Source organism: Comamonas sp. CAH-2, assembly GCF_009668305.1.
Classification (GTDB): Bacteria; Pseudomonadota; Gammaproteobacteria; order Burkholderiales; family Burkholderiaceae_C; genus Comamonas; species Comamonas aquatica.
The window spans coordinates 23,685-49,858 of sequence record NZ_VSWF01000008.1 but is presented as its reverse complement, the minus strand read 5'-3'; the positions used below and the strand labels follow the sequence as shown (position 1 = coordinate 49,858).

The following is a 26,174-nucleotide window of genomic DNA, read 5'->3' as shown; positions in this document are numbered from 1 at the left end:
CGAAGACTTGCCACTAAATAATGGGTTCACCCATCCTAATTCATATTTCAGCGGAGACTTTTGAGATGCTCAAGGGCAAAACAGCTTTGGTCACAGGTTCCACCAGCGGCATCGGCCTCGGGATTGCACAGGCGCTGGCAGCCCAGGGGGCCAACGTCCTTCTGAACGGTTTTGGCGATGCGCAGGGCGCCCAGGCCCAGGTGGCCGCCGCCGGCCAGGCCCACGGAATTGCGGTGGACTACCACGGCGCCGACATGAGCCGCCCCGACGAGATCGAGGCCATGATGGCCTTTGGCGCCCAGCGCTTCGGCCGCATCGACATCCTGGTCAACAACGCCGGCATCCAGCACGTCGCCAAGGTCGAGGACTTTCCGGTCGACAAATGGGATGCCATCCTGGCCATCAACCTGTCCAGCGCCTTCCACACCACCCGCCTGGCGCTGCCCGCCATGCAGGCCGCCAACTGGGGCCGCATCATCAACGTGGCCTCGGTGCACGGCCTGGTGGCCTCGGCGCAAAAATCGGCCTACGTCGCCGCCAAGCACGGCATCGTCGGCCTGACCAAGGTGACGGCGCTGGAAAACGCCACCACCGGCGTGACCTGCAACGCTATCTGCCCCGGCTGGGTGCTGACGCCGCTGGTGCAAAAGCAGGTGGATGCCAAGGCCCAGGCCCAGGGCATCAGCATCGACGACGCCACCCGCCAGCTGCTGGGCGAGAAAGAGCCCTCGCAGCAGTTCACCACCCCGGAGGAACTGGGCGCCCTGGCCGTGTTCTTCTGCTCGGCAGCCGCCAACAATGTGCGCGGTGTGGCCTGGAACATGGATGGCGGCTGGGCCGCGCAATAAGCCCCCCGCGCCCCATCAACGCAAAAAGCCTCTGAAAGATTCAGAGGCTTTTTGGCTTCTAGCGCTTTCTGGACAAGCGCAGGCAGCTCTGTTTATTGCAGCTGCACCGATCCCGCCACATTGACCACCACCTGGGCCTTACCCGCCTCCACCGCCATGCCGTCGGCCGCCTCGGCCTTGGCGGCCATGGGCATGGCATTCATGCGCACCATGCGCGGCGCGGGGTAGGCGTCCTGGCTGTTCACGCTGACCTCGCGCAGGCTGTAGCCGCTGAAGCCGAACTGCCGCGCCAGCTGCGTGGCGCGGGCCTTGAAGCTGTCGATGGCCTGGGCCTGGGCCTGCTCCTGCACGCGCGCACGGCCTTCCTTGGACAGGCCGAAATCCATGCCCGCCACCGTCATGCCCTCGATCTGAGCGGCCGCCTGGGTGATGCGCGCAAAGTCCTTGCCTTCCAGCAGCACCTCGGCACGGCCCTGCCAGCCCTTGATCTTGCCGTCATTGCCATGGCGCGGATAGACGCCGAAGCTGCCGCTGCTGACCTGCAGGTTCTGCCCCTGCACCTGCGGGCGCAGGCTGCGCATGGCGGCGTCCACCGCCTGCTGCAGCTGCTTTTGCACGCTGGCGGCGTCGTTGCCATCGCGCGTGGCCGCCAGGCGCATCTGCAGCCAGTCCTGGTCGACCTCGACACTGCCCGTGGCCGACAGCTGCACCACGTTGCGCAGCACCTCCTGCGACTGGGCCAGCGCCAGCCCGGAACCCAGAGCGCCGCCCACGAACATGACCACACCGACCGAATTGCGCAAAAAACGTGCGCTGGTTTTGCGAAGCTGCATCTTTCAATTCCCTTTCATGCCAAAGCACGCCAAATTGCATGCAAACAAGGCCCAAGCTTGCCAGACAAGACGCCGAAGCTGCGCCCGCCACCTCCCTGCATTTGGCAAGACATGTAACACTGTGTCAAACCCGGGCGAAATCGGGAATTTTTCGCGCCAAGCTGGTCAGAATTGGCTCTGTTACAAATTGGACAAGGGGTAGATCCATGGCCACCACCAACAACAACCGCACTGACAAAATCCTCGTTGTCGACGACGACGCCCGCATCCGCGACCTGCTGCGCCGCTACCTGACGCAGGAAGGTTTCGAGGTCATGATTGCCGAGGACGGCAAGGCGCTGAACCGCATCCTGCTGCGTGAAACCGTGGACCTCATCGTGCTGGACCTGATGATGCCCGGCGAAGACGGCCTGTCCATCTGCCGCCGCCTGCGCTCGGCCAACGACCGCACGCCCATCATCATGCTGACCGCCAAGGGCGAGGACGTGGACCGCATCGTCGGCCTGGAAGTGGGTGCCGACGACTACCTCGGCAAGCCCTTCAACCCGCGCGAACTGCTGGCCCGCATCCATGCCGTGCTGCGCCGCCGCCCGCCCGTGGAAGCCCCCGGCGCCCCTTCGGGCGACAACGAGGTCGTGAACTTCGGCCCCTTCACCTTCGACCTGGGCACGCGCGTGCTGCAAAAGAGCGGCGAAGAGCTGCCGCTGACCACCGGTGAATTCGCCATGCTCAAGGCCCTGGTGCGCCACCCGCGCCAACCGCTGTCGCGCGAAAAGCTGGCCCTGCTGGCCCGTGGGCGCGAGTTCGAACCCTTCGACCGCAGCCTGGACGTGCAGGTCTCGCGCCTGCGCAAGCTGATCGAAGAAGACGCCGCCGCCCCCCGCTACATCCAGACCGTCTGGGGCGTGGGCTACGTGTTCGTACCCGACGGCATCAACTAAACCCCGGCCTCCCTGCGGGAGGCTGTGGCGCCACCGCGCCCTTTTCCCATGTCACGCCCTTCCATGCTTGCTGGCAACGCCCCGGATGCCAGCTCGTCCTCCGCCCAGAATGCCCGCTCCCGGGTGGGTCTGAACCTCTTCTGGCGCACCTTCTTCCTGCTGGCCCTGCTGCTGCTGGGCAGTATCCTGGCCTGGCTGCAGACGCTGCGGGCGCTCGAATTCGAGCCGCGCACGCTGCACACGGCCCAGCAGATCGCCTCGCTGGTCAACCTCAGCCGGGCGGCGCTGCAGCACTCGGACGCCATCGCCCGGGTGTCGCTGATCAAGACCATGGCCGACCAGGAAGGCGTGCGCATCCAGCCGCGCGAGCCCAGCGACCGCTTTGAAGAGGTGCCGCCCACGCAGCTGAACCAGCGCCTCAACGAGCTGCTGACCACGCGCCTGGGCCCCGACACCATCCTGGCGCGCAGCGTCAACGGCGAGGAAGGCCTGTGGGTCAGCTTCACCATCGACGAGGACCCGAACTGGATCCTGCTGGACAAGTCGCGCTACACCACGGCCGGTGGCCGCACCTGGCTGATCTGGCTGGGCACGGCGGGCCTGCTGTCGCTGGCCGGCGCGGCCGTGATCGCGCGCCTGATCAACCGCCCCCTCAAGCAGCTGAGCTACGCCGCCAACCGCGTGCGCGATGGCGACTTTGCCGCCAGCCAGCTCGACGAAGAGGCCGTGACCAGCGAGATCCGCGAGGTCAACATCGGCTTCAACCGCATGGCGCAGAAACTGGCCAAGCTGGAGCAGGAGCGCGCCGTGATGCTGGCCGGCATCTCGCACGACCTGCGCACCCCGCTGGCGCGCCTGCGCCTGGAAACCGAGATGAGCGTGCAGGACGACATTGCCCGCGAACACATGGTGGCCGACATCGTGCAGCTGGACGCCACCATCGACAAATTCCTGGACTACGCGCGGCCCGACCACGTCACGCTGACCGTGGTGAACCTGCATGCCGTGGTGGCCTCCTGCGTGTATGCGGTGCAGAACCACCGCGAGCTGCAGATCACCATGTCCATCCCGGACGACATCTACGTGATGGCCGACGAGGTGGAGCTGGCGCGCGTCATCTCCAACCTGCTGGAAAACGCCCGCCGCTACGGCAAGACCGTGGACACCGACACGGCCTTTGTCGACATCACCATCAAGACCCGCGAGAACTGGGTGCTGATGCGCCTGCGCGACCACGGCCCGGGCGTGCCGCCGGACCAGCTGGCGCAGCTGACCCAGCCCTTCTTCCGCGGCGACTCGGCCCGCACCGCAGCCGCCGGCGCCGGCCTGGGCCTGTCCATCGTCGACAAGACAGTGCAGCGCATGGGGGGTGTGTTCTCCATCACCAACGCCAACGAGGGCGGGCTGGCCTCGCACATCCAGCTGCAGCGCGTGACCGATGTGCCCGACGGGCAGGACCCGCAGCACCGCCTGCAGCGCCCCCAGGTCAAGCGCCAGCTGCCTCCCGACGCCATCTGAGGGCCTGGCCGCACAGCCGGCCGTACGCTCTGCGGCAACCGTGTCGCCCACAAAAAAAGCCTTGCAGGTCCGCCTGCAAGGCTTTTTGCATGCACGGCAGGCATGCCGCGCAATTGAGCATCAAAAACGGCTGCAGCGCTTATCCATCAAGCGCCAGCAGCTATGTTTTATGCAGCCTGTGTACCCGCCTTGTAGAGCAGTGCCACGGCATTCGCCTCCATCGCCAGCAGCTCACCCACCGGGCCCATTTTCTCGGCGGTCTTGGCCTTGACGTTGACCTGCTCCACGGCCACGCCCAGCGCCCCGGCAATGCGTTCCTGCATCAGCGGGATGTACGGCGCCAGCTTGGGCTTTTGTGCGATCACCGTGCTGTCGATGTTGCCGATCTCCCAGCCCTGGGCCCGCACGCGGCGCGTGGCCTCCTGCAACAGCACCCAGGAGTCGGCGCCCTTGAAGGCCTCGGCCGTGTCCGGGAAATGGCGGCCAATGTCGCCCAGGCCCGCCGCCCCCAGCACCGCGTCGGTGATGGCGTGCAGCAGCACGTCGGCATCCGAATGGCCCAGCAGGCCCTTGTCGTGCGGGATCTCCACGCCGCCGAGGATCAGCTTGCGCCCGGCCACCAGGGCGTGTGTGTCCCAGCCTTCACCAATACGAAAATTCATAGCTATTCACGCTGATCCCTTGCGGTCCAGCGGCCAATTTGGTTAGGAATTCAAAAAAAAGGATTGCCCGTGGGGTGCACCGCGTTGCGCTTGCCCTTGAAGCGCTCCAGCGTGGCACTGCCACCGCGCTGCGTCAGCACGGCCTCGGCCAGGGCAAAGTCGTCGGGGTAGGTCACCTTGAAGTTCTGCGCCCCGCCGGGCACCAGCTTGGGCCGGTGGCCCAGGGCCTCCATGGCGCTGGCCTCGTCGGTGGCGACCGCGCCCATGCGCACCAGCGCATCCAGCAGCACGCCCAGGCGGAACATCTGCGGCGTCTGCGCCAGCCATTTGTCGCTGCGGTCCACGGTGGCGGCCACGCGCACGCCGTTGGCGCCGGTGACGGCGGTCTTCAGCGTGTCGGGCAGCTTGTGCGCCAGCAGGCCGCCCACGCTGTCGCGCTCGCATTCATCGATCAGGTGGTCGATCTGCGCCGTGGTCACCAGGCAGCGCGCTGCATCGTGCACCAGCACCCAGTCGTGCTGCGCCGCACCGCGCGCCAGCAGGGCCTTGAGGCCGCCGATGACGGTCTCGGCCCGGGTGGCGCCACCGCAGGGCAGGTGCCACCAGGCCGCGCTGCGGTAGCTGTCGAGGAAATGGTCGTTCGGCGCCACGGCCACCAGCGTGCCGGCCAGGCGCTGCACGCCGGCAAAGGCGGCCAGCGTGTGCAGCACCAGGGGCTGGCCGGCCACCGGGTGGTACTGTTTGGGCAGGTCGGGCGTCGGGGCGCCCGGCGGGATGGCGCGCGCACCCACACCGGCGCAGGGAATCAGTCCCCAGAAACGACCCTGCGGTGACCCGGGCGCATTCGCTGCAGCAAGCAAGTCTGTCATGCACTGCATTCTAGAATTGCCCGCTACACCTTCGCGGCAGCACGCCGCATTTCCGCGCTTTGTGCAGGCCCTGCGCCTGCCGTCTCCGAATTGTCTGGTTCCATGGATCTGCCCAAACTCACGCCCGGTCACCGTTTTTCCCTGCCCACGCCCGTGGGCAGCGCCGATGCCTTGCTGCTGGCCAGGCTGGCACAGCGTGAGAAAGGCCAGGGCCGCATCACCGCCATCGTCACCGCCGACGCCAGCGATGCCCAGCGCCTGATCGATGAAATGGCGTTCTTTGCACCCCAGCTGCGCACGGCGCTGTTCCCGGACTGGGAGACCCTGCCCTACGACACCTTCTCGCCGCACCAGGACCTGATCAGCGAGCGCCTGGCCACGCTGTGGCGCATCCGCCAGCGCGACCACGCCCACGGCGCGGACGTGGTGCTGGTGCCCGCCACCACGGCGCTGTACCGCCTGGCGCCGCCGTCCTTCCTGGCCGGCTACACCTTCGAGTTCCAGCAGGGCCAGAAGCTGGACGAGGCCAAGCTCAAGGCCCAACTGACGCTGGCGGGCTACCAGCATGTCTCGCAGGTGGTCAGTCATGGCGAATACGCCGTGCGCGGCGGCCTGATCGACCTGTTCCCCATGGGCTCGGACGTGCCCTACCGCGTGGACCTGTTCGACGACGAGATCGACTCCATCCGCACCTTCGACCCGGACAGCCAGCGCAGCCTGGACACCGTGCCCGCCGTGCGCCTGCTGCCCGGGCGCGAGTTCCCCATGGACGAGGACGCGCGCGCCAAGTTCCGCAACCGCTGGCGTGAGCTGCTGGAGGGCGACCCCACGCGCAGCCGCATCTACAAGGACATGGGCGCCGGCGTGGCCACGGCCGGCATCGAGTACTACCTGCCGCTGTTCTTCGACGCCACGGCCACGGTGTTCGACTACCTGGGCGACGACGCCACCCTGGTGCTGCATGGCGAGCTGGAGCCCGCCTTCCAGCGTTTCTGGCAGGACACCAAGGAACGCTTCCGCCTGGTGCAGGGCGACCCGGAGCGCCCCGCCCTGCCCCCGGACACCCTGTTCCTGAACGCCGAGCAGTTCTACCAGAGCGCCAAGCCCTACCCGCAGCTGGCCTTGCGCCCCGGCGTGGACGATGTGGCGGACAGCGCCTTCTTCCAGAAGCTGCCCGACCTGTCCGTGGTGCGCGGCGCCGAAGACCCGCTGCAGCGCCTGCAAGCCCACCTGCGCAGCGCCCAGCGCCGCGTGCTGGTGCTGGCCGAAAGCGACGGCCGGCGCGAAAGCCTGCTGGACTTCCTGCGCTCCTCGCAGCTGAACCCACCGGCCTTTGATTCGCTCTACGAATTCCAGAGCACGGCCCACGAACGCCTGGGGATTGCCACCTCCAACCTGATGCGCGGCTTTGCCTGGATCGAGGCCGGCATCGACTTTGTCACCGAGACCGAGCTGTTCGCCACCACCGGCACCACGCGCCGGCGCAAGAAGCAGGAGCAGGTCAGCGACGTGGACGCGCTGATCAAGGACTTGTCCGAGCTGAAGGTCGGCGACCCCGTGGTGCACAGCCAGCACGGCATAGGCCGCTACCACGGCTTGGTCAACATGGACGTGGGCCAGAAGAACGCCGATGGCACGCCGGCGCTGCAGGAGTTCCTGCACCTGGAATATGCCAAGGACGCGGTGCTGTACGTGCCCGTCAGCCAGCTGCACCACATCAGCCGCTACACCGGCGTCACACCCGAATCGGCACCGCTGCACAGCCTGGGCAGCGGCCAGTGGGAAAAGGCCAAGCGCAAGGCGGCCGAGCAGGTGCGCGATGCGGCCGCCGAGCTGCTGAACATCTATGCCCGGCGCGCCGCGCGCCAGGGCCACGCCTTCCGCCTGAGCACGCAAGACTACGAGCAGTTCGCCCAGGACTTTGGCTTTGAGGAAACCGCCGACCAGAAGGCCGCCATCCACGCCGTGATCCACGACATGGTCAGCCCCCAGCCCATGGACCGCCTGGTCTGCGGCGACGTGGGCTTTGGCAAGACCGAGGTCGCCCTGCGCGCGGCCTTCGTGGCGGCCATGGGTGGCAAGCAGGTGGCCTTCCTGGCGCCCACCACGCTGCTGGCCGAGCAGCACTACCAGACGCTGGTGGACCGTTTCTCCAAATGGCCGGTGCGTGTGGCCGAGGTCTCGCGCTTTCGCACCACCAAGGAGGTCAACGCGGCGCTGCAGGGCCTGGGCGAGGGTTCGGTGGACATCGTGGTCGGCACGCACAAGCTGCTGTCCAGCTCGGTCAAGTTCAAGGATTTGGGCCTGCTCATCATCGACGAGGAACACCGCTTTGGCGTGCGCCACAAGGAGGCCATGAAGGCGATGCGCGCCGAGGTGGACGTGCTGACGCTGACCGCCACCCCCATCCCGCGCACCATGGGCATGGCGCTGGAAGGTTTGAGAGATTTATCGGTGATTGCGACCGCCCCGCAACGGCGCCTTGCTATCAAAACCTTTGTGCGCAGCGAAAGCCAGGGCGTGATCCGCGAGGCGGTGCTGCGTGAGCTCAAACGCGGTGGCCAGTGCTACTTCCTGCACAACGAGGTGGAGACCATCGAAAACCGCCGCCAGGCGCTGGAGGAAATCCTTCCCGAGGCGCGCATCGCCGTGGCCCACGGCCAGATGCCCGAGCGCGAGCTGGAAAAGGTGATGCGCGACTTCGTGGCGCAGCGCTTCAACATCCTGCTGTGCTCGACCATCATCGAGACCGGCATCGACGTGCCCAGCGCCAACACCATCGTCATCAGCCGTGCCGACAAGTTCGGCCTGGCCCAGCTGCACCAGCTGCGCGGCCGCGTGGGACGCAGCCACCACCAAGCCTATGCCTATCTGATGGTGCCGGACATCGAAGGCCTGACCAAGCAGGCCCAGCAGCGCCTGGACGCCATCCAGCAGATGGAGGAACTGGGCAGCGGCTTCTACCTGGCCATGCACGACCTGGAAATCCGCGGCGCCGGCGAGGTGCTGGGCGAGAACCAAAGCGGCAACATGATGGAGATCGGCTTCCAGCTCTACAACGAGATGCTGGCCGAGGCCGTGCGCAGCCTCAAGGCCGGCAAGGAGCCCGACCTGCTGTCGCCCATGGCGGCCACGACCGAAATCAACCTGCACGCCCCGGCCCTGCTGCCCAACGACTACTGCGGCGACGTGCACCTGCGCCTGTCGTTCTACAAGAAGCTGGCGACGGCCAAGAGCACGGACCAGATCGACAACCTGCTGGAAGAGATCGTCGACCGCTTCGGCAAGCTGCCGCCACAGGCGCAGACGCTGATCGACACCCACCGCCTGCGCGTGCTGTCCGAGCCCTATGGCGTGATCAAGGTGGACGCGGCCCCCGGGGTGATCAACATCACCTTCAAGCCCAACCCGCCGGTGGAGCCGCTGCAGATCATCCACCTGATCCAGAAGAACAAGCACATCAAGCTGGCCGGCAACGACAAGCTGCGCATCGAGCGCGACCTGCCCGACCCCAAGGCCCGCGCCCAGATGGTGCGCGATGTGCTGCGCAGCCTGGGCACGCCGACCAAGGCCTGAGGCCAGGTGCCCTCCACCTACTAGGTCAGATACTGCTGCCGGTATCTGGCCTTTTTTATCGCCGGGCGTCGCTCACTCCGGTCAGAAGCAGTCTGTTGGGGGATCAAGGAACCAGGGGATCGCGATGGCGAAGGGCCGAGGGCGCATGGCTCATGCCACCCCCACCGCCCCACCTACTTGATGCCCGCGCGCATGAAGCTTTGCACAAACTGGCGCTGGAACAGGATGAAGGCCACCAGCAGCGGGGCCGAGGTCATCAGGGTGGCGGCGGTGATGGTGGACCAGTCCACGCCCTGCTCCACGCTGGAGAACACCTGCAGCCCGACGGTCAGCGGGCGCGACTCCACGCTGTTGGTGATGATCAGCGGCCACAGGAAGTTGTTCCAGTGGAAGCTCACCGACACCAGGGCGAACGCGGTGTACACCGGCTTGGCCAGCGGCACATAGACGCGCCACAGGATCTGCAGGGTGCTGGCGCCCTCCACGCGCGCGGCCTCGTCCAGCTCCTTGGGAATGCCCAGGAAGGTCTGGCGCAACAGGAAGATGGCAAAGGCCGAGGCAAAGTACGGCAGGCCAATGGCCAGCAGCGTGTCCACCAGGCCCAGGCGGGCCATGGTCTGGTAGTTCTCGACCAGCAGGATGTCCGGCATGATCATCAGCTGCACCAGCACCAGCGCGAAGGCAATCTTCTTGCCCCGGAACTCATAGCGCGCAAAGGCAAATGCCGCCAGGGTGGACAGTACCAGCTGTGCCGCCAGAATCATCAGCACCAGCAGCGTGGTGTTCAAAAAATAGCGCGCAAACGGCGCGGCCTCCCAGGCGTTGCGGAAGTTTTGCAGCGTCCACGGTGCCGCCAGATCGAGCCGGGTGGCGTAGGCGCTGGGGTGGAAGGCCGTCCACACGGCATAGGCCAGCGGCAGGATCCAGCACAGCGCCAGCAGCCAGGCGGCCAGGGTGTCGAACCAGGTGTGGCGGTAGATCACCGCCGGGGCGGGAGGGCGGCTCATTGGTAGTGCACCTTCTTGTCGAGCACGAAAAACTGGAACAGCGCCACGCCGGCCAGCACCATCACCAGCACCACGGTGATGGCCGCGGCATAGGCCGTGTCCCAGAACTTGAAGCCCACCTCGTACAGGTGGTACAGCAGCAGGCTGGTGGCGTTGTCCGGCCCGCCGCGCGTCAGGATGAAGATGTGGTCCACCAGGCGGAAGGCATTGATCACCGCATTCACCAGCACGAACAGCGTGGTCGGCATCAGCAGCGGCCACTGCACGCGGCGAAAGAAGTACCAGCGCGAGGCGCCTTCGATGGCGGCCGCCTCCTTCAGGCTGGGGTTCAGCGTCTGCAGCGCGGCCAGGTAGAAGATCATGAAGAAGCCGGCCTCCTTCCACACCGCCACCAGGGTCACGGCACCCAGCGCCGTCGACGGGCTGCCCAGCCAGTTGTGCGAGGGTAGGCCCAGCGCACCCGTCACCTGCTCTAGCAGGCCGTACTGCGGTGTGTAGAAGAACAGCCAGATGTTGGCCACGGCAATCATGGGCAGCACCGTGGGGGTGAAATAGGCCATGCGCAGCCAGGTGCGGCCGGCCATGCGTTCGTTGACCCACAGCGCCATCAGCAGGGCCAGGCCGATGGAGGTGGGGATGGTGGCCGCCGCAAACCACAGGTTGTTGCGCACCGCCTGCCAGAACACGGGGTCGTCCACCATGACGGCGTAGTTCTCGGCGCCCACCCAGACCGCAGGGCGGGTGCCGCGCGGGGTGGAGAAGAAGCTGTCGATCAGGGTGGCCACGGCAGGCCAGTGGGTGAAGGTCAACAGCAGCACCATTGCCGGCAACAGCAGCAGCCAGGCGTGGATGGCCGGGCTGCCGACCCGGCGGGGCAATGAAGCAAAAGACATGGCCATCGAACGGAATTTCTCTCTCAAAACCGGCCGCATTGCCCGCACGCCAGCGCGGGGCGTGCGGCAGGAACGGCGACCACAGCAGCCAAGGGCCACCCGCCACGGCAGCGCTGCGCGGTCGCTGCACGGGCATCCCTATCGGTCACAAAAACATAGCTGACTGCGCTCATGGGGTATGGCCTGGAAGGCGATAAGACTTAGAGATAAGACCCAGATACCGGCGTGAGGGTCACCCGGACCACCACGCCGGAGCTGCGGCCAGCAGGCTGGTTGTGCCTGCGCGCCGCAACGCTCCGGGGCTTACTGGTAGCTGCGCAGGATGCGATCGGCCTCGCGCTGCGCGTCCTTCAGCGCCTGGGCCGAGGTCTTGGTGCCATTCAACGCCGCCTGGACCGCGTCGTTCAGCAGCTTGGTCACGCGCTGGTTCTCGTGCGTGGAGAACTCCGCCACCGACACCGGCAGTTGGTCGCGTGCCACCAGGGCGGGCGGGAAGTCCTGGCCGTACTGCTTGAGCGCGGGCGTGTCGTAGGCGGCGGGCGACACGGCGACGTAGCCGCTGTCCATGCTCCACTGCGCGGCGCGCTCGGGCTGGGTCACCCACTTGGCAAACTCGAACGCCGCCTGTTGCTGCGCCTTGGGCGCCTTCTTGAAGATGTAGAAGTTGCCGCCCCCGGTGGGCGAGCCCTTGCGCACATTCCCGGCAATCTGCGCCACGCCGAAGTCGAACTTGGCGTTGGCCTTGAGGTTGGTCAGGTTGCCGGTGGTGGTGACGATGATGGCGGCCTTCTTTTCCATGAAGTCCTTGGGGGTGGTGCCCCACTCCACCACGCCCTTGGGGTGCACGCCGTCCTTGGTCAGATTGACCCAGAAGTCCAGCGCCTCGATCACCTTGGGGTGGTCGAACGTGACCTTGGTGCCAGCCTCGTTGGCCAGCAGCACGCCATTCGGCGTGGTCAGCGTCTGCAGCATCCAGTAGGCAAAACCGGTCGAGGGGATCTGGATGCCGTACTGGGTGACGTTGCCGTTGGCGTCCTTCTTGGTCAGCTTCTGCGCGGCGTCGCGCAGTTCCTTCCAGTTCTGCGGGGCCTTGTTCGGGTCCAGACCGGCTTCCTTGAAGGCTTCCTTGTTGTAGTACATGACCACGGTGGAGCGCTGGAACGGAATGCCCCAGGTCTTGCCGCCGGTCTGGCTGTTGGCCATGAACGCGGGGTAGAAGCCCTTGAGCCAGGCCTTGTCGGCATCGGTCTTCACAAAGTCGTCGATGGGGGCGATGGCGTCTTCATCGATCAGCGTGAACATGTCGGTGGACAGCAGCACCGAGGTGGCCGGCGCCTTGCCCGACTTGTTGGCCGTCAGCGCCTTGACGATGGTTTCCTGGTAGGTGCCCGCGTAGATGGGCATGACCTTGTACTGTGGGTGGGCCTTGTTGAAGTCGGCCGCGTAACCGTCGATGACCTTGGTGATGGGACCGCCCACGGCCACGGGGTAGTAGAACGGCACCTCCAGCGGATTGGCCTGGGCCAGGGCCGTCGACAGCCCCCACATGGCGGCGCTGGTGGCGACGATGGTTTTCAAAAAGGTCTTGCGTTGCATGCATGCACTCCTGGTAGGCCGCCGATCGCGGACTGGGAACTGCCCGACGAGGACGTGGACAAAAAAACTGCAGGGCCGTCAGGCCAGACGCTGGCCGGCGGCGTCGAAAAAATGCATGGCCTGCGGCGGCCAGGCCAGCGGCAGGGCCTGCCCGGCCTGCACCGCCTGCTGGCCCGGGGCCCGCACCGTGATCTGCTCGCTGCCCACCTGGCAGCGCAGCACCACATCGGCGCCCAGGTATTCCAGCCCTACCACCTGGGCGGGCACGCGCGCTTCGCCCGACAGCGCCACAGCCTCGGGGCGCAGCCCCAGCCAGGCGGCACCGGTGGGCGCGGGCAAGCGCACGCTGCTGCCGGCGATTGCGCCGTCCTGCAGCTGCACCAGGTTCATCGCGGGCGTGCCGATGAAGCGCGCGGCAAAGGTGGTGGCCGGCTGGGCGTACAGGGCGCGCGGCGTGGCGCATTGCTCCACACGGCCCTGGTGCAGCAGCACCACCTGGTCGGCCATGCTCATGGCCTCGGCCTGGTCGTGCGTCACATACACCACCGTCAGGCCCAGGCGCTGCTGCAGCTCACGCAGCTCGGCACGCATTTCCTGGCGCAGCTGGGCATCGAGGTTGGACAGGGGTTCATCCATCAGGCAGACATGGGCCTGTGCCACCAGGGCACGGCCCAGGGCCACGCGCTGCTGCTGGCCGCCCGAGAGCTGGCCCGGCTTGCGGTCCAGCAGGTGCGACAGGCCCAGCAAGCCGGCCGCATCGTGCAGGCGCCGGGCAGCCTCGGCCTTGGGCACCTTGCGCACCGACAGGCCAAAGCCGATGTTCTCGGCCACCGACAGGTGGGGAAACAGCGCGTAGTTCTGGAACACCATGGCGATGCCGCGCTCGGCCGGGGGCAGGTCGGTCACATCCTGGCCGCCGATGCGCACGCGCCCAGCGCTGGCCTGCTCCAGACCGGCAATGATGCGCAAGGTGGTCGATTTGCCGCAGCCCGAAGGGCCCAGCAACACACAGAACGCGCCCGAGGGAATCGACAGATCAATGGCTTGCAAAGCCGTGGTGCTGCCCCACGACTTGGCAACACCTTCCAGTTGAATGGTGGACATCGCGCCAATGTAGGCAGGCGGCGTGACAGCGTCATGACGGACTTTCCCTAGGCCACCCGCGCCCTGCCGCCAGGCCGGGACCGGGACGGGACCGCGTGGCTGGCACGCAGGCCCCCCATCGCCCCCGCTGCGATGCCGGGGCTTGATCTAGCACAAGCCCCGCCTGCCCCGGCGGTGGGGACGCGGCGCCAGCGCCACCGCACAATCGCCGGATGCTGGACATCGCCCTCCTTCTCACCGCCCTGGTCGCGGCCCTGGCCCTGCGCCCCTGGCAGTTGCTGCGCAACCGCAAGGCCCTGGTCACGCAGCACCATGGCGACAGCGCCCCGCTGTGGACGCCGCTGCTGGCCACCCTGGTGGTGCTGCCGTGGCTGTGGGCCCTGCCCACGCTGCACCACATGCCGCTGCAGCTGCAGTGGTCGGGCGCCTGCCTGGTGATGCTGACCCTGGGCTGGCCGCTGGCCGTACCGGCGCTGTGCCTGGTGGGGGCCATCGCCTACCTGCTCTCGCCCAGCCTGGAGGCCATCGAGGCCCTGCGCCTGACGGTGTGGCACGGCATCGTCCCGGCCACGCTGGCCATGCTGTGGGGGGTGCTGCTGCGCCGCTGGCTGGGCACCAAGGTGTTTGTCTACATCTTCGGCCGCGGCTTTGTCGGCACGGTGCTGAGCCTGTTTGCCGCCGGCCTGCTGTCCACGGCCCTGGGCCACCAGTTGCCGGGCGTGCAGGAGGACCTGTCGCAGATTGCACACTGGCTGATGGCCTGGGGCGATGCCGTGGTCACCGGCATGCTGTGCGCCGTGTTCGTGGCCTACAAGCCCGAATGGCTGGCCACCTGGTCGGACGATTTGTATTTACACGACAAAAAGCCTTGAAATGCTGACTGCGCTTGCGCTGACAGCTCTAATTTTTGAAAAACACGCCCTTGCAGACGGGGCGCGTGGCCACCGCGCAGCGACCGGGCACTGAATTTGCGTGGTCCGGGGGACTGCGACACCTCAGCCCTTCGGCTGGCGCAGCCCACCCAGGACACGCACCATGCTTTTGCGCCCCCACCTTCTGGCCTGCACCCTGGCCGCCCTGTGCGTCGGCACCAGCGCCACGGCGGCCGACACCTACCCCAGCAAACCCGTCAAGGTGATGGTGGCGCTGCCCGCCGGGGGCAGCGCCGACATGCTAGCCCGGGTGATCAGCCAGGAGCTGGGCACCACACTGGGGCAATCGTTTGTGGTGGAAAACAAGGCCGGCGGGTCCGGCCAGATCGGCATGCCCCAGGTGGCACGCGCCACACCCGATGGCTACACGCTGACGGTCTCGCCCGCCTCGTTCCTGACCACCAACAAGAGCATCTTCAAGCAGCTGGCCTATGACCCGCAGGCTGACTTCCAGCCCATCGCCCGGCTGATCAACCAGCCCATGGTGCTGGTGGTCAAGGACAAGGCCCGCTTTCCCAACGTCGCCGCCGTCGTCACCCAGGCGCGGGCTGCGCCGGGCCGGCTGACCTATGCATCGTCCGGCGACGGCAGCCCGCAGCACCTGGGGGCGCTGATGTTCAGCACCCGCACGCAGTCCGAGATGCTGCACGTGCCCTACAAGGGCGGCGCCAACGCCATCAACGACACGCTGGCCGGCAATGTCGACATGCTGTTCGCCGTGCTGCCCGAGGCCCTGCCCCACATCCAGTCCGGCAAGCTGCAGGCCTTGGGTGTGATGAGCCCACAGCGCTCGCCCCTGCTGCCCCAGGTGGCGACCATGGCCGAAAGCGGCTTTGCCGACCTGCAACTGTCCGCCTGGGTGGGCCTGCTGGCCCCGGCCAAGACCCCACCAGCCGTGGTGGCCCAGTTGAACCAGGCCGTGCGCAGCGTGCTGCAGGGCCCGGCCCGGGACAAGCTGCTGGCCAGCGGCATGGAACCCGCACCGTCCAGCCCCGAGGAACTGCAGGCCACTATCGCCGGCGACCTGAAGCTGCACGCCGAACTGGTCAAGGCCGCCGGCCTGCAGCCGCAATAAGCGCCCCCAACGCCCGGCGGGAGCGGACACCGCCACCGGGCAGGTGACCTGCCCGGTGGCACGGGTCACGCACAAGCCCCGTTCGCCCCTGCCGCGCCGCGCAGCCGCGATAATCCGCACCAGCCCCCAGCACCTGCCGTGCTGGGCCTGATCCTGCAACCTCTGCCCGCGCCCATGCCCGCCGCTACCGAATTCGCCCCCGGCCTGACCATCCAGCACATCACCGCCCCGCAAAAGCTCAGCGACTACAAGCTGATAGCGTTCGACATGGACTCGACGCTGATCACCATCGAATGCGTGGACGAAATCGCCGACGCCACGGGCAAGAAGGCCGAAGTCGCGGCCATCACCGAGGCCACCATGCGCGGCGAGATCACCGATTTCAAGGACAGCCTGCGCCAGCGCGTGGGCAAGCTGGTGGGCGTGACCGAGGCTGACATGGCCCGTGTGCTGACCGAGCGCCTGCGCCTGACCCCCGGTGCCGACACCCTGGTGCGCGCCGCCCAGGCCGCCGGCCTGAAGGTGCTACTGGTCTCCGGCGGCTTCACCTACTTTGCCGAACATGTGCGCGGCCTGCTGGGCATCGACTTTGTGCGCGCCAACGTGCTGGAGACCCGCGACGGCGTGCTGACCGGCGGCCTGGTCGAACAGCCATGGGGCGACATCTGCGACGGCGCCGAAAAGCGCCGCACCCTGCTGGAAGTGGCCTGCCTGCTGGGCATCACGCCCGCGCAGTGCATCGCCGTGGGCGATGGCAGCAACGACATCCCCATGATGCAGGCCGCCGGCCTGTCCGTGGCCTACCACGCCAAGCCCCGCGTGCGCGCCGAGGCCAAGGTCTGCATCAACGAAGGCGGCCTGGACCGCCTGCTGGAAGTGCTGCAGTAAGGCGGACCGCCACACCCGGAACACCGCCGCCCGAATGCCAGGGCCGCGCCGGGTGTGTGCCGCCGGGGGCCTGCGCGGCCCCCAGCCCTAGCTCCAGCCCCGACCAAGCCTGCGGCACGGCCCCGCCCCGCGGCCACCGCCCCCGAGCACATTGCAAAAAAGAAGCGGCTTGCGCTGGCCTGGCATGGGTTTCCGGTGAAAAACCATCAGAAACCCTTTGTATTCAAGCGCTTGCCGCTATTTATTCTTGCAGCGCGCGGACTGTGCGTAAAATCGCCGCTCTCACACCCATAACGCCAACATTTCAACGTGTGCGGCCCGCAAAGGCCAGCCCCTTCCCGAACCCACGGGACCTGCGGGCTTGCAATTTGCACCCCTCCCCCCATGTATGTCCTTGCAGCGCACCCACTCGGGCGCGCTGGGGTCGTCACATGGCCCTCGTTTTGTTGACCGTCTTTTCCCAGGACTTTTTGTGAAAACTTCTTTCCGCACCACCGCTTCCGTGATCGCCGTCACCATCGCCGCATTGGCCGCGCCCACCCTGGCGCACGCCAAGCGCATGGGGGGCGGCAAGTCGGTGCGCCCTGCAGCGATTGGCCAGGCCCCCGCCAAGCCGGCCACCCCTGCAGCCCCGACCGCCGCCGCCAAGCCCGCGACACCGGCCACCCCAGCCACACCCGCAGCCGCTGCAGCACCCGCCGCGGCGCCCGCGGCCACCGCCGCCCCTGCAGGCTCCGGCATGATGGGCACCATCGCCGCCACCGCCACCGGCGCCGTGGTCGGCACCCTGGCGGGCAACGCCATTGCCGGCGCCTTCAGCGGTGACGACAAGGCCGCTGCCGAAGCGGACGCCAAGGCCAAGGCCCAGGCCGAAGCCAAGGCCGCCGAAGCCGAAGCCGCCGCGCTGCAAAAGAAGCTGGACGAAGCCAAGGCCAAGGCCGAAGCGGCCCGCGCTGCTGCCCTGTAATCGCCACACGGCAGCTGCCGTGCACGCGCACTGAAAACGCCCCGCCGGCTTGCGCCGCGGGGCGTTTTTTCATTGGCAGCGCTTCAGCGCGGGGGCCGCAGGGGATCGAGCAGGCGCGTGAGTCCGTTGTGATCCAGCTCGTGCATCAGGGCCAGCAAACGCCCCAGCCCGCCGGGCGGAAAGCCCTCGCGCGCAAACCACGCCAGGTAATTGCCGGGCAGATCGCACAGCAGACGGTCCTTGTACTTGCCGAAGGGCATGCGGGTGGACACCAGCTTTTCGAGGTCGTCAGCGTGCACGGCACCTCTGAATGGCAAAATTTCGCATAAAAACCACTTTCTTTATAACCAAATTAGGAAAAATTACTTAGCAGGCTGCAACGCCAAGATTACACTTGCCCCCACACCCTGAGGCTGCAATCGGTGCACACAGGGCTGAGACAACACCGCACTCCACTGTCATTTGAACGGAATCCTCCATATGTTGAAGAAGACCCTGACTGCCGTGGCGATTGCCACCCTGGCCCTCTCCGCCCAGGCTGCCGATGTCCTCAAGGTGGCCGCCACCGCCGTGCCCCACGCGGAAATCCTGAACTTCATCAAGCCCCAGCTCAAAGCCGACGGCATCGAGCTGCAGGTCAAGGAATTCAGCGACTACGTGCAGCCCAACGCCGCCGTGGAAGACAAGCAGCTGGACGCCAACTTCTTCCAGCACCAGCCCTACCTGGACAGCTACAACAAGGACCGCAAGACCAGCCTGGTGCAAGTGCCCAACGGCAAGGTGCACGTCGAGCCCTTCGGCGCCTACTCCAAAAAGATCAAGCACCTGAAGGACCTGAAGGACGGCGCCACCGTGGCCATCCCCAACGATCCCTCCAACGGTGGCCGCGCCCTGCTGCTGCTGGCCAAGCAAGGCCTGATCGAACTCAAGGACCCCAAGAACCTCACCAGCACCGCGCTGGACGTGGTGAAGAACCCCAAGAAGCTGAAGTTCCGCGAACTGGAAGCCCCTTTGCTGCCCCGCGCACTGGCTGACGTGGATCTGGCCCTGATCAACACCAACTACGCGATCGAAGCCAAGCTCAACCCCACCAAGGATGCGTTGTTCATCGAGAACGCCGACTCGCCCTACACCAACATCGTCGCCGCCCGCAAGGACCGCGCCGATGGCGCCGACATCGCCAAGCTGATGAAGGCCCTGCACTCGGCCGACACCAAGAAGTTCATCGAAGAGAAGTACAAGGGCGCCGTGGTTCCCGCCTTCTGATCGGCACCACACCCCACTCCCAAGCGCTGCCCTGGCAGCGCTTTTTTCATGGGCGGGCCAATACCAAGTGACCCTCCGTCCCATCGGGGTCCGGTCATCGCACCGGTCAATGGCCCGAGTGGCCACAGTTGGTACCTGCCGTGGTCTTGCGCTTGCGCGACACAAGCCCGAGCAAATCGTTACCACCAGTATCCATGGCCCGGCAACTGCGGCATGATGCCGAACTTTATTTCCCAGGCCTTTTCACCGGACCCCTCCATGAGCGACACCGCCCCCATCTCCCTGGACAAAGCCATCACCGCCGGATTGAGTGAAGTGACACTGTCACGCACCCTGGAGCTGTTTGCCGCCCACCTGGCATCGGACAGTGACCGCCTGCTGAACTTCCGCGGCGACCTGGCGGAACGCTACAACTACGACAAGATCAAGCCCACCATGACCCCGGCCCGTGCGCAGGGGAACGTGGTCTTCATCGAGGCCACCAGCCACAAGACCGGCGAAACCGGCTACTACCAGATCCTGGCCAACCAGTGGAAGTTGCTGGAAGTGCTGGCCCGCCTGGGCTGAGCCCCCTCCATCACAACCTCACAAAAAAAGCCCGTGGCGCTTGCACCATGGGCTTTTGCTTTTGGTGGCAGGGCGTGCGTGTGCTCAGGCCACCAGCCCCTGCCACACCCACCAGGCCAGCGCCAGCATCATCACCCCGGTGATGCCGTCGAGCACCCGCCACGCCACGGGCTTGGCAAACAGCGGGCGCAACCGCTGTGCCGCCGCGCTGAGCAGGCAAAACCACACCAGGCTGGCACAGGCGGCACCGACCACGAAGAACCATTTCAGCTCACCCGCCTGGCGTGCCCCGATGGAACCGATCAGCACCACCGTGTCCAGGTAGACATGGGGATTGAGCAAGGTGATGACCGCCAGCGCGCCCAGCACCGCCAGCACGCTGCGCGGCGCCACGGCATCGCCTTCGGCCAGCACCAGGGCATTCTGGGCAAACGCCATGCGATGCAGAGCGAACAGCCCATAACCAAGCAGGAACAGCACGCCGCCCCAGCCGCACCAGTAGGCCACGTCGGGGCGGCTGGACAGCAGTTGCGCCATGCCGGCCACGCCGGCGCCAATCAGCAGCGCGTCCGAGCCCACGCACCAGGCCACGCAGGCCCGCGTGTGCTCCCCACGCACGGCCTGGCGCAGCACATAGACGTTCTGCGCCCCGATGGAGACGATCAGCGACAGGCACACGGTAAAACCTGCCAGCCAGGAAGAGGTGATTTCAGCATTCCACATTCGGCCAATTCTCCCGCCGCATTGCCGGACTTATGCAGATAAGATAAATTAAATTACTTCATTCGAATTAAGTTTTTCTACATGCTCGACTACGCTGGACTGGAAGCCTTGGCCGCTGTGCTGCGCGAAGGCAGTTTTGACCGTGCGGCCCGCAAGCTGCACGTCACGCCCTCGGCCATCTCGCAACGCATCAAGTTGCTGGAAGAGCGCCTGGGCCAGGTGCTGGTGATGCGCGGCGCGCCCTGCACCGGCACCGAGGCCGGGCGTCGCCTGTGCCTGCACGTGGAGCAGGTGGCGTTGCTCGAAAACGAGCTGCGCCGCAACAACCCCGAGCTGGTGCCCGAAGGCCAGGTGGCCCGCCCCACACTGAAGCTGGCGGTGAATGCGGATTCGCTCAACAGCTGGTTCGTGGATGCCATGGCCGCCTTCACCCAGGAAGGCAACGAGCTGCTGGACATCAGCATCGACGACCAGGACCACACGGCCAAGCGCATCAAGGAAGGGGAGGTGATGGCGGCGGTCACGGCCTCGTCCAGCCACATCACGGGCTGCAACATCTGGCCCCTGGCGAACATGCAGTACGTGGCCGCGGCCAGCCCGGCCTTCATCGCCCGCTATTTCGGCGCCCAGGGCATCAATGCCCAGACCCTGTCGCAGGCACCGGTGCTGACCTATGACCGCAAGGACGCGATGCAGGACAAATGGCTGCACCAGCAAGGCGTCTCGGCCCGCCATGCGCCGCCGCGCCACTGGGTGCCATCGGCCCACGCATTCGTGCGCGCCTGCGAAGCCGGCGTGGCCTGGGGCATGCACCCCACGGTGCTGATCCGCGAGCACCTGGCCAACGGCAGTCTGGTGGAGCTGCTGCCGGGCAGCGGCATTCCGGTGCCCCTGTACTGGGCGCATGCGCGCAATGCGCAGACCGGACTGGAGCGCCTGACGCAGTGCGTGATCAATGCCGCCCAGGCTTGGTTAGAGCCCATCGACCCCAAGCCCTGAGCGGCCACAGGGCGGTCAGTGCCGCATCTGCCGCCCGGTCTCCAGCACGTTGAAGTTCAGCAGATCGGTGGCCAGCACCGTCTCCCACATGAAGCAGGCCAGCGCGGCGATGAACGAGAACACCCCACCCAGGAACAGGAACACCGCCACCATCTGCCCCTGCTCCGCCCAGGCCTGGCCGATGAACAGGAAGACAATCGTCAGCCCGATCAGAAAGCCGCACAGCGTCAGCAAGCCGATCGACCAGTTGGCAATGCGGCCCCGCGTGCGCAGGTAGTTCAGCTCACGCAGGCCGCGGTCGATGAACTCCTCATCGTTGCTGGCGCGCACGCGCTCCTCCATCACCCGGGCCCGGTCGATGATGCGTGCCAGCCGCCCGGCCACGGCGCCGATCATGCCGGCCACGGCCGTTAAAAAGAACACTGGCGCCACGGCCAGTTGCACGCTGTGTGTGACGTTGGAAGCGTCGATCATGTGTTGTTTCTCACCCATTCAAACTAGTTGGCGCTGCCGACGAACGGCCATGCCCGCATGGTATGCAAAAAACCAGCCCGACCGGCCATCCAGACCCTTGCTTTAACGCAAATCGCCCAGTCCGGCCGTTTGATGTGCCGCAAACGCCCCCCCCCACCCGCACGCGATAGTGACGACACACCTATTAACCCATGACTGATTGCGGAGGATGTTTGCCATGAAGATGTTCAACGACCTGATCTCGACCGACTACGGCCTGATGAGCCTGATCGTCATCCTGATCACCATTGCCATGTGGATTTACTTCACCGTGCTCTTCCTGGGCAAGATCAACAAGAGCGCTTCCGCCGCCGCTGCGGCCGACAGCCAGGCCGCCACGCCCTCCGCCAAGACCTGAAGCCCGCAGAGGCCTTCCAACTTCATCTCTTTGAGGCCTGCATCCGCAGGCCTTTTTTATGGCTGCCACCGGGGAACGCCCCAGCTCCAGTTCCTCACTTCACTTCACTTCACTTCACTTCACAAAACCATAGCTGACAGCGTTCGCAACATCAGCCGTTCCGATGGATTGGATACGCAAACCCTGATCCACAAAGCGCTACCTGCTCCTTTTAATGCGGGCACGCACCACCGTGGCCGGCCATGCCGCCACAGACCCAGGCACAATCGACCACATGCCCTTGCCTGCCCCGCCCGAAGACGCTGCCGACACCGCCCCCGTGCCCGCCCCGATCGTGGCGCGCCACTGGTACACGCGCTGGCTGCTGCGTGCCCTGGCGGTACTGGCCCTGGCGCTGGGCATCGCCGGGGTGTTCATTCCGGGCCTGCCCACCACGGTCTTCATCCTGATGGCCGGCTGGGCCGCCATGCGCAGCTCCCCACGCATGCACGCCTGGCTGTGGCGGCACCCGCTGTTTGGACCCATGCTGCAAAACTGGCAGGCGGGCGGCCTGGTCAGCCGCCGTGCCAAACGCAGTGCCACCGTGATGATGGCCGTGTGCGCAGCCATCCTGTGGCTGACCCCCACGCCGGTGTGGGTGCGCTGGCTGGCCTGCGGCTGCATGGCCTGCGTGCTGCTGTGGCTGTGGCGGCGCCCCGAACCGGCATAGGCCCAGGCTGCTCTCACTTTTTTGGACCAACTGCCAAAACGGCCAAAAATCCATGTATATAATCTAGGTCTTGTTCCCTGATAGCTCAGTCGGTAGAGCGACGGACTGTTAATCCGCAGGTCCCTGGTTCGAGCCCAGGTCGGGGAGCCACCCAATTGACGCCTTGCAATTGCACAAGGCACACCGAAATGTTCCCTGATAGCTCAGTCGGTAGAGCGACGGACTGTTAATCCGCAGGTCCCTGGTTCGAGCCCAGGTCGGGGAGCCACTCTGAAAAGCCAAGCATTGCAAGATGCTTGGCTTTTTTCTTGGCCGCGTCCATACCGCCCGCCCCCTGTGGACTGGATGCACAGCAGCACCCCGCTCAACGGACCTCAAGCAGCCCGGACAATCCCCACGGTCGGCGCCGCCCCAGCAGCGGCAGCCGCCGGCACGGATTCAATGCGATTGGGCGCAATGTACTTACCCGCCTCCTGCAAGGGGTCCATGAGCACCGCCCCCTTCTTGCGCGCCTCCCAATGGGCAATCTCCTCCTCCAGTCGGCGCGCGCGCTCGGCATACATGGCCGCCGAGGCATGGTAGTGCTCGGCCGCCATCGAATGCTCGAGCATGGCCATGCGCGCTTCCTGCAGACACGCCCGGGCACGGCGGATGTAACGGGGTTCACCACTGAAAATGCCGGAAAAGAACATGATTGCCACTCCTTCCATCCGCATGCGGCGACACCGCATTTCATAATGCCCCAAGGACATGACGCCACCATAGGCAAGCCCCATGGCGGGGTCTGTCCCCATAGGACAGCATTCACTGTAGGAGCAGCCCACCACCCCACTGGCCCCCATGCTGGCGCAACACCCGACCGACCCACTTCCCAAGTTCATAGCAAAACATGCAAGCGCCATCGCTGATCTGGCTCGATTCCGAGGACGAGTTCCCCGCCGTGACCCATGCCTGGGGCGCCGACACCCCCATGCCCGGCCTACTGGCAGCCGGGGGCACCCTGGATGCCGAACACCTGCAAGCGGCCTACCGCCAGGGCATCTTTCCCTGGTTCAGCCCCGGCCAGCCCAACCTGTGGTGGTCGCCCGACCCCCGCATGGTGCTGCAGACCGGTGACTTCCGGCTGCATCCGTCGCTGCGCAAGACCTTGCGCAAATTCCTGCGCACCCCGGGTTGCGAGGTGCGCGTGGACCACGACTTTCGCCAGGTGATGCAGCACTGCGCCCAGACCCCCCGCGCCGGGCAGGACGGCACCTGGATCGTGCCCAGCATCATCGATGCCTACTGCGGCCTGCATGCGCGGGGACTGGCCCACAGCGTGGAGACCTGGGTGGACGGGCGCTTGGTCGGCGGCCTGTACTGCGTGGCCCTGGGCCATGCCGTGTATGGCGAATCCATGTTCGCGCATGCCACCGACGCCTCCAAGCTGGCGCTGGCGGCGCTGGTGGCGCTGTGCCGCCACCACGGCGCGCCGCAGATCGACTGCCAGCAGGCCACGCCCCACCTTGCCTCCCTGGGTGCCCGCGAGCAAAGCCGCGCCAGCTTCCTGGCCGAGGCCACACGCCAGCAGCAGCGCCCGGCCATGGACTGGCAATGGCGCCCCGTATACTGGGATGCGCTTTCCCCTGGGTTGATTTCCTGAGGCTTTCGACGCATGACACAGCTCAATGACCTGCCGCACTACAGCCTGCAGTTCTATGCCACCGCGCCCTACCCGTGCAGCTACCTGCCGCACCAGGAGGCGCGCTCGCAGGTCGCCGCCCCCAGCCATCTGATCCAGTCCGAGGTCTACTCGGCCCTGGTCACCCAGGGTTTCCGCCGCAGCGGCATGTTCACCTACCGGCCGTACTGCAGCCAGTGCAAGGCCTGCGAGCCGCTGCGCGTGCTGACCGATGCATACCGCCCCAACCGCAGCCAGCGCCGCGCGGCACGCCAGCACGGGCAGCTGGAAGCCAGCGTGCAGCGCCTGCACTTCTCGCAGGAGCATTACGACCTGTACCAGCGCTACCAGCACGCCCGCCACAGCGGCGGCGGCATGGACCAGGACAGCATCGAGCAGTACACGCAGTTCCTGCTGCAAAGCCGGGTGGAGACCCGGCTGGTGGAGTTCCGCGACCCCGCCGCCGACAACGCCTTGCGCATGGTCTCCATCATCGATTTTCTGGAAGACGGCCTGTCGGCGGTCTACACCTTCTACGAACCGGACGCCGACGCCAGCTACGGCACCTACAACGTGCTGTGGCAGATTGCCTTCGCGCGCAGCCTGCGACTGCCCCACGTCTACCTGGGCTACTGGATCGAGGCCTCGGCCAAGATGCGCTACAAGGCGCAGTTCCACCCGCACGAGGTTTTGCGCAACAACCTGTGGCAGCGCATCGACAAAATCTGAGTCGCACCAGCGAATGCGGCCTGCCGCTCCAAAGAATGTGAGCAGGCCACACCCACGAGGGCTAGAATCCGGCCATCTTTGCCTTTGGATGCCCCATGAAGAAAAACGATCAAGACGCTCCCGCCAAACCCAGTGTGCAAGTGCTGGAGCGCATGTTTGTCTTGATCGACGTCCTGGCATCGCGCGAAGAGGCCGTCTCCCTCAAGGAAATCAGCGAACGCACCGGCCTGCACCCCTCGACCGCCCACCGCATCCTGAATGACCTGGCCGCCGGCCGCTTCGTGGATCGCCCCGAATCGGGCAGCTACCGCCTGGGCATGCGCCTGCTGGAGCTGGGCAACCTGGTCAAGGCCCGCCTGAGCGTGCGCGAGGCGGCCCTGCCCGCCATGCGCCTGCTGCACAAGCAGATCCAGCAACCCGTGAACCTCAGCGTGCGTCAGGGCGATGAGATCGTCTATGTGGAACGCGCGTACAGCGAACGCTCGGGCATGCAGGTGGTGCGCGCCATCGGCGGCCATGCGCCGCTGCACCTGACATCGAACGGCAAACTGTTCCTGGCGGCCGACGAACCCCAGCGCGTGCGCGCCTACGCCATGCGCACCGGCCTGGCCGGCAACACCCACAACAGCCTGACCCAGCTGCCCCTGCTGGAGCGCGAGTTGTCCAAGGCCCGCGAAACCGGCGTGGCCTATGACAACGAGGAACTGGAGCTGGGGGTGCGCTGCATGGCCGCGGGCATCTACGACGACCAGGCCAAGCTGGTCGCGGCACTGTCCATCTCCGCCCCAGCCGACCGCCTGGACGAAGGCTGGCTGCCCAAGCTGCAAGGCACGGCCTACGAGATCTCGCAGGCCCTGGGCTTTCGCGGCCCGGCCCCCAGCAGCCTGCGCTGAGTCAGCGGTCCCCACGGCCCCAGCACGCGGATCGCGCGCCCCGGCACT

27 protein-coding genes and 2 tRNA genes are annotated in these 26,174 nt (G+C 66.3%); 18 read left to right on the top strand and 11 right to left on the bottom strand.

All coding sequences use genetic code 11. The features are described from left to right. The first annotated feature begins 65 nt into the window (after positions 1-65). Positions 66-848: a 3-hydroxybutyrate dehydrogenase gene (locus tag FYM52_RS07305; RefSeq protein WP_042413204.1), complete on the top strand. Its 783-nt coding sequence runs from the start codon at positions 66-68 to the stop codon at positions 846-848. 92 nt (positions 849-940) lie between these two features. Here the strand turns inward: FYM52_RS07305 and FYM52_RS07300 are convergent, their stop codons facing one another. Continuing rightward, the gene (locus FYM52_RS07300; protein ID WP_225890500.1) at positions 941-1,681 is read right to left on the bottom strand and encodes an SIMPL domain-containing protein; all 741 of its coding nucleotides are present in this window, start codon (positions 1,679-1,681) and stop codon (positions 941-943) included. Positions 1,682-1,887: 206 nt separating this feature from the next. On the opposite strand from FYM52_RS07300, the gene ompR reads away from it, so the two are divergent. After that, positions 1,888-2,622, top strand: a complete 735-nt coding sequence (gene ompR, locus FYM52_RS07295) for a two-component system response regulator OmpR (protein WP_042413206.1) — start codon at positions 1,888-1,890, stop codon at positions 2,620-2,622. Between the two features lie 63 nt (positions 2,623-2,685). Then, on the top strand, positions 2,686-4,140 hold the full coding sequence (locus FYM52_RS07290) for a sensor histidine kinase (protein WP_043386048.1): 1,455 nt from the start codon (positions 2,686-2,688) through the stop codon (positions 4,138-4,140). Between the two features lie 167 nt (positions 4,141-4,307). On the opposite strand, the gene ispF is transcribed toward FYM52_RS07290, so the two are convergent. Together ispF and ispD are read right to left on the bottom strand one after the other, a co-directional pair. Next, the gene (gene ispF, locus FYM52_RS07285; RefSeq protein ID WP_154163613.1) at positions 4,308-4,802 is read right to left on the bottom strand and encodes a 2-C-methyl-D-erythritol 2,4-cyclodiphosphate synthase; all 495 of its coding nucleotides are present in this window, start codon (positions 4,800-4,802) and stop codon (positions 4,308-4,310) included. Positions 4,803-4,852: 50 nt separating this feature from the next. Then, positions 4,853-5,671 (bottom strand): 2-C-methyl-D-erythritol 4-phosphate cytidylyltransferase, encoded by an 819-nt coding sequence (gene ispD, locus FYM52_RS07280; protein WP_154163612.1) that lies wholly within the window; start codon positions 5,669-5,671, stop codon positions 4,853-4,855. A gap of 102 nt (positions 5,672-5,773) precedes the next feature. Between ispD and mfd the strand changes: the two genes are divergently transcribed. Next, a complete protein-coding gene (gene mfd, locus FYM52_RS07275) occupies positions 5,774-9,247 on the top strand; it encodes a transcription-repair coupling factor (protein WP_154163611.1) in 3,474 nt (1,157 codons plus the stop codon). Positions 9,248-9,420: 173 nt separating this feature from the next. Here the strand turns inward: mfd and FYM52_RS07270 are convergent, their stop codons facing one another. The 4 genes from FYM52_RS07270 to FYM52_RS07255 all read right to left on the bottom strand — a co-directional run bounded on the left by FYM52_RS07270 (position 9,421) and on the right by FYM52_RS07255 (position 13,847). Further along, positions 9,421-10,254 (bottom strand): carbohydrate ABC transporter permease, encoded by an 834-nt coding sequence (locus tag FYM52_RS07270; protein ID WP_045266557.1) that lies wholly within the window; start codon positions 10,252-10,254, stop codon positions 9,421-9,423. Further along, the gene (locus tag FYM52_RS07265; protein WP_154163610.1) at positions 10,251-11,153 is read right to left on the bottom strand and encodes a carbohydrate ABC transporter permease; all 903 of its coding nucleotides are present in this window, start codon (positions 11,151-11,153) and stop codon (positions 10,251-10,253) included. The genes FYM52_RS07270 and FYM52_RS07265 overlap by 4 nt, the downstream gene beginning before the upstream one ends. A gap of 297 nt (positions 11,154-11,450) precedes the next feature. After that, complete coding sequence (locus FYM52_RS07260; protein WP_154163609.1) at positions 11,451-12,743, bottom strand: ABC transporter substrate-binding protein; 1,293 nt, start codon at positions 12,741-12,743, stop codon at positions 11,451-11,453. A 78-nt stretch (positions 12,744-12,821) separates the two neighbouring features. Further along, entirely contained in the window at positions 12,822-13,847 is a 1,026-nt protein-coding gene (locus FYM52_RS07255; protein ID WP_042413219.1) for an ABC transporter ATP-binding protein, read from the bottom strand. A 212-nt stretch (positions 13,848-14,059) separates the two neighbouring features. Here FYM52_RS07255 and FYM52_RS07250 point away from each other — a divergent pair, with 212 nt between their 5' ends. From FYM52_RS07250 to FYM52_RS07235, 4 genes are all read left to right on the top strand, one after another. Continuing rightward, positions 14,060-14,719 carry a hypothetical protein gene (locus FYM52_RS07250; protein WP_154163608.1) on the top strand — a complete coding sequence of 220 codons (660 nt, stop codon included), beginning with the start codon at positions 14,060-14,062 and terminating at the stop codon, positions 14,717-14,719. Positions 14,720-14,882: 163 nt separating this feature from the next. Beyond that, a complete protein-coding gene (locus tag FYM52_RS07245) occupies positions 14,883-15,854 on the top strand; it encodes a tripartite tricarboxylate transporter substrate binding protein (RefSeq protein WP_154163607.1) in 972 nt (323 codons plus the stop codon). A gap of 174 nt (positions 15,855-16,028) precedes the next feature. Next, positions 16,029-16,742, top strand: coding sequence for a phosphoserine phosphatase SerB (serB, locus tag FYM52_RS07240; RefSeq protein ID WP_045267826.1), 714 nt, complete (start codon positions 16,029-16,031; stop codon positions 16,740-16,742). A 472-nt stretch (positions 16,743-17,214) separates the two neighbouring features. Then, positions 17,215-17,709, top strand: coding sequence for an ABC transporter substrate-binding protein (locus FYM52_RS07235; RefSeq protein ID WP_162524671.1), 495 nt, complete (start codon positions 17,215-17,217; stop codon positions 17,707-17,709). Between the two features lie 83 nt (positions 17,710-17,792). Here the strand turns inward: FYM52_RS07235 and FYM52_RS07230 are convergent, their stop codons facing one another. After that, a complete protein-coding gene (locus tag FYM52_RS07230) occupies positions 17,793-18,008 on the bottom strand; it encodes a DUF3820 family protein (RefSeq protein ID WP_043386013.1) in 216 nt (71 codons plus the stop codon). A 181-nt stretch (positions 18,009-18,189) separates the two neighbouring features. Between FYM52_RS07230 and FYM52_RS07225 the strand changes: the two genes are divergently transcribed. Beyond that, positions 18,190-18,975: a MetQ/NlpA family ABC transporter substrate-binding protein gene (locus FYM52_RS07225; RefSeq protein WP_154163606.1), complete on the top strand. Its 786-nt coding sequence runs from the start codon at positions 18,190-18,192 to the stop codon at positions 18,973-18,975. 258 nt (positions 18,976-19,233) lie between these two features. Continuing rightward, positions 19,234-19,542 carry a hypothetical protein gene (locus FYM52_RS07220; protein WP_154163605.1) on the top strand — a complete coding sequence of 103 codons (309 nt, stop codon included), beginning with the start codon at positions 19,234-19,236 and terminating at the stop codon, positions 19,540-19,542. Between the two features lie 84 nt (positions 19,543-19,626). Here FYM52_RS07220 and FYM52_RS07215 read toward each other — a convergent pair whose 3' ends face one another. Then, complete coding sequence (locus FYM52_RS07215) at positions 19,627-20,265, bottom strand: LysE/ArgO family amino acid transporter (RefSeq protein ID WP_045266549.1); 639 nt, start codon at positions 20,263-20,265, stop codon at positions 19,627-19,629. Between the two features lie 81 nt (positions 20,266-20,346). On the opposite strand from FYM52_RS07215, the gene FYM52_RS07210 reads away from it, so the two are divergent. Continuing rightward, positions 20,347-21,264: an HTH-type transcriptional regulator ArgP gene (locus tag FYM52_RS07210; protein ID WP_042413230.1), complete on the top strand. Its 918-nt coding sequence runs from the start codon at positions 20,347-20,349 to the stop codon at positions 21,262-21,264. 15 nt (positions 21,265-21,279) lie between these two features. Here FYM52_RS07210 and FYM52_RS07205 read toward each other — a convergent pair whose 3' ends face one another. Further along, on the bottom strand, positions 21,280-21,738 hold the full coding sequence (locus FYM52_RS07205; RefSeq protein ID WP_042413232.1) for a DUF2721 domain-containing protein: 459 nt from the start codon (positions 21,736-21,738) through the stop codon (positions 21,280-21,282). A gap of 217 nt (positions 21,739-21,955) precedes the next feature. Here FYM52_RS07205 and FYM52_RS07200 point away from each other — a divergent pair, with 217 nt between their 5' ends. The 4 genes from FYM52_RS07200 to FYM52_RS07185 all read left to right on the top strand — a co-directional run bounded on the left by FYM52_RS07200 (position 21,956) and on the right by FYM52_RS07185 (position 23,112). After that, positions 21,956-22,135 (top strand): DUF3149 domain-containing protein, encoded by a 180-nt coding sequence (locus FYM52_RS07200; protein ID WP_154163604.1) that lies wholly within the window; start codon positions 21,956-21,958, stop codon positions 22,133-22,135. A 280-nt stretch (positions 22,136-22,415) separates the two neighbouring features. After that, positions 22,416-22,844, top strand: coding sequence for a YbaN family protein (locus FYM52_RS07195; RefSeq protein ID WP_043386171.1), 429 nt, complete (start codon positions 22,416-22,418; stop codon positions 22,842-22,844). A 74-nt stretch (positions 22,845-22,918) separates the two neighbouring features. Next, positions 22,919-22,994 (top strand) — tRNA-Asn (locus FYM52_RS07190). A 42-nt stretch (positions 22,995-23,036) separates the two neighbouring features. Next, positions 23,037-23,112 (top strand) — tRNA-Asn (locus FYM52_RS07185). Positions 23,113-23,218: 106 nt separating this feature from the next. On the opposite strand, the gene FYM52_RS07180 is transcribed toward FYM52_RS07185, so the two are convergent. Next, the gene (locus FYM52_RS07180; RefSeq protein WP_154163603.1) at positions 23,219-23,536 is read right to left on the bottom strand and encodes a hypothetical protein; all 318 of its coding nucleotides are present in this window, start codon (positions 23,534-23,536) and stop codon (positions 23,219-23,221) included. A gap of 197 nt (positions 23,537-23,733) precedes the next feature. On the opposite strand from FYM52_RS07180, the gene aat reads away from it, so the two are divergent. The 3 genes from aat (at position 23,734) to FYM52_RS07165 (ending at position 26,126) form a co-directional block, all read left to right on the top strand. Further along, a complete protein-coding gene (gene aat / locus FYM52_RS07175) occupies positions 23,734-24,486 on the top strand; it encodes a leucyl/phenylalanyl-tRNA--protein transferase (protein ID WP_154163602.1) in 753 nt (250 codons plus the stop codon). 12 nt (positions 24,487-24,498) lie between these two features. Next, positions 24,499-25,233 carry an arginyltransferase gene (locus FYM52_RS07170; protein WP_042413264.1) on the top strand — a complete coding sequence of 245 codons (735 nt, stop codon included), beginning with the start codon at positions 24,499-24,501 and terminating at the stop codon, positions 25,231-25,233. Between the two features lie 95 nt (positions 25,234-25,328). Continuing rightward, positions 25,329-26,126: an IclR family transcriptional regulator gene (locus FYM52_RS07165; RefSeq protein WP_042413266.1), complete on the top strand. Its 798-nt coding sequence runs from the start codon at positions 25,329-25,331 to the stop codon at positions 26,124-26,126. The last annotated feature ends 48 nt before the right edge of the window (positions 26,127-26,174 follow it).

Bases quoted from the DNA above. Each gene is read 5' to 3' on its own strand.
- FYM52_RS07300 (WP_225890500.1), bottom strand. From the start codon at position 1,681: ATGCAGCTTCGCAAAACCAGCGCACGTTTTTTGCGCAATTCGGTCGGT.
- mfd (WP_154163611.1), top strand. From the start codon at position 5,774: ATGGATCTGCCCAAACTCACGCCCGGTCACCGTTTTTCCCTGCCCACG.
- ompR (WP_042413206.1), top strand. From the start codon at position 1,888: ATGGCCACCACCAACAACAACCGCACTGACAAAATCCTCGTTGTCGAC.
- FYM52_RS07255 (WP_042413219.1), bottom strand. From the start codon at position 13,847: ATGTCCACCATTCAACTGGAAGGTGTTGCCAAGTCGTGGGGCAGCACC.
- FYM52_RS07250 (WP_154163608.1), top strand. From the start codon at position 14,060: ATGCTGGACATCGCCCTCCTTCTCACCGCCCTGGTCGCGGCCCTGGCC.
- FYM52_RS07170 (WP_042413264.1), top strand. From the start codon at position 24,499: ATGACACAGCTCAATGACCTGCCGCACTACAGCCTGCAGTTCTATGCC.
- FYM52_RS07265 (WP_154163610.1), bottom strand. From the start codon at position 11,153: ATGGCCATGTCTTTTGCTTCATTGCCCCGCCGGGTCGGCAGCCCGGCC.
- FYM52_RS07270 (WP_045266557.1), bottom strand. From the start codon at position 10,254: ATGAGCCGCCCTCCCGCCCCGGCGGTGATCTACCGCCACACCTGGTTC.
- aat (WP_154163602.1), top strand. From the start codon at position 23,734: ATGCAAGCGCCATCGCTGATCTGGCTCGATTCCGAGGACGAGTTCCCC.
- FYM52_RS07210 (WP_042413230.1), top strand. From the start codon at position 20,347: ATGCTCGACTACGCTGGACTGGAAGCCTTGGCCGCTGTGCTGCGCGAA.
- FYM52_RS07245 (WP_154163607.1), top strand. From the start codon at position 14,883: ATGCTTTTGCGCCCCCACCTTCTGGCCTGCACCCTGGCCGCCCTGTGC.
- FYM52_RS07290 (WP_043386048.1), top strand. From the start codon at position 2,686: ATGCTTGCTGGCAACGCCCCGGATGCCAGCTCGTCCTCCGCCCAGAAT.
- FYM52_RS07215 (WP_045266549.1), bottom strand. From the start codon at position 20,265: ATGTGGAATGCTGAAATCACCTCTTCCTGGCTGGCAGGTTTTACCGTG.
- FYM52_RS07260 (WP_154163609.1), bottom strand. From the start codon at position 12,743: ATGCAACGCAAGACCTTTTTGAAAACCATCGTCGCCACCAGCGCCGCC.
- FYM52_RS07220 (WP_154163605.1), top strand. From the start codon at position 19,234: ATGAGCGACACCGCCCCCATCTCCCTGGACAAAGCCATCACCGCCGGA.
- FYM52_RS07165 (WP_042413266.1), top strand. From the start codon at position 25,329: ATGAAGAAAAACGATCAAGACGCTCCCGCCAAACCCAGTGTGCAAGTG.
- FYM52_RS07225 (WP_154163606.1), top strand. From the start codon at position 18,190: ATGTTGAAGAAGACCCTGACTGCCGTGGCGATTGCCACCCTGGCCCTC.
- FYM52_RS07180 (WP_154163603.1), bottom strand. From the start codon at position 23,536: ATGTTCTTTTCCGGCATTTTCAGTGGTGAACCCCGTTACATCCGCCGT.
- ispF (WP_154163613.1), bottom strand. From the start codon at position 4,802: ATGAATTTTCGTATTGGTGAAGGCTGGGACACACACGCCCTGGTGGCC.
- ispD (WP_154163612.1), bottom strand. From the start codon at position 5,671: ATGACAGACTTGCTTGCTGCAGCGAATGCGCCCGGGTCACCGCAGGGT.
- FYM52_RS07205 (WP_042413232.1), bottom strand. From the start codon at position 21,738: ATGATCGACGCTTCCAACGTCACACACAGCGTGCAACTGGCCGTGGCG.
- serB (WP_045267826.1), top strand. From the start codon at position 16,029: ATGCCCGCCGCTACCGAATTCGCCCCCGGCCTGACCATCCAGCACATC.
- FYM52_RS07305 (WP_042413204.1), top strand. From the start codon at position 66: ATGCTCAAGGGCAAAACAGCTTTGGTCACAGGTTCCACCAGCGGCATC.
- FYM52_RS07200 (WP_154163604.1), top strand. From the start codon at position 21,956: ATGAAGATGTTCAACGACCTGATCTCGACCGACTACGGCCTGATGAGC.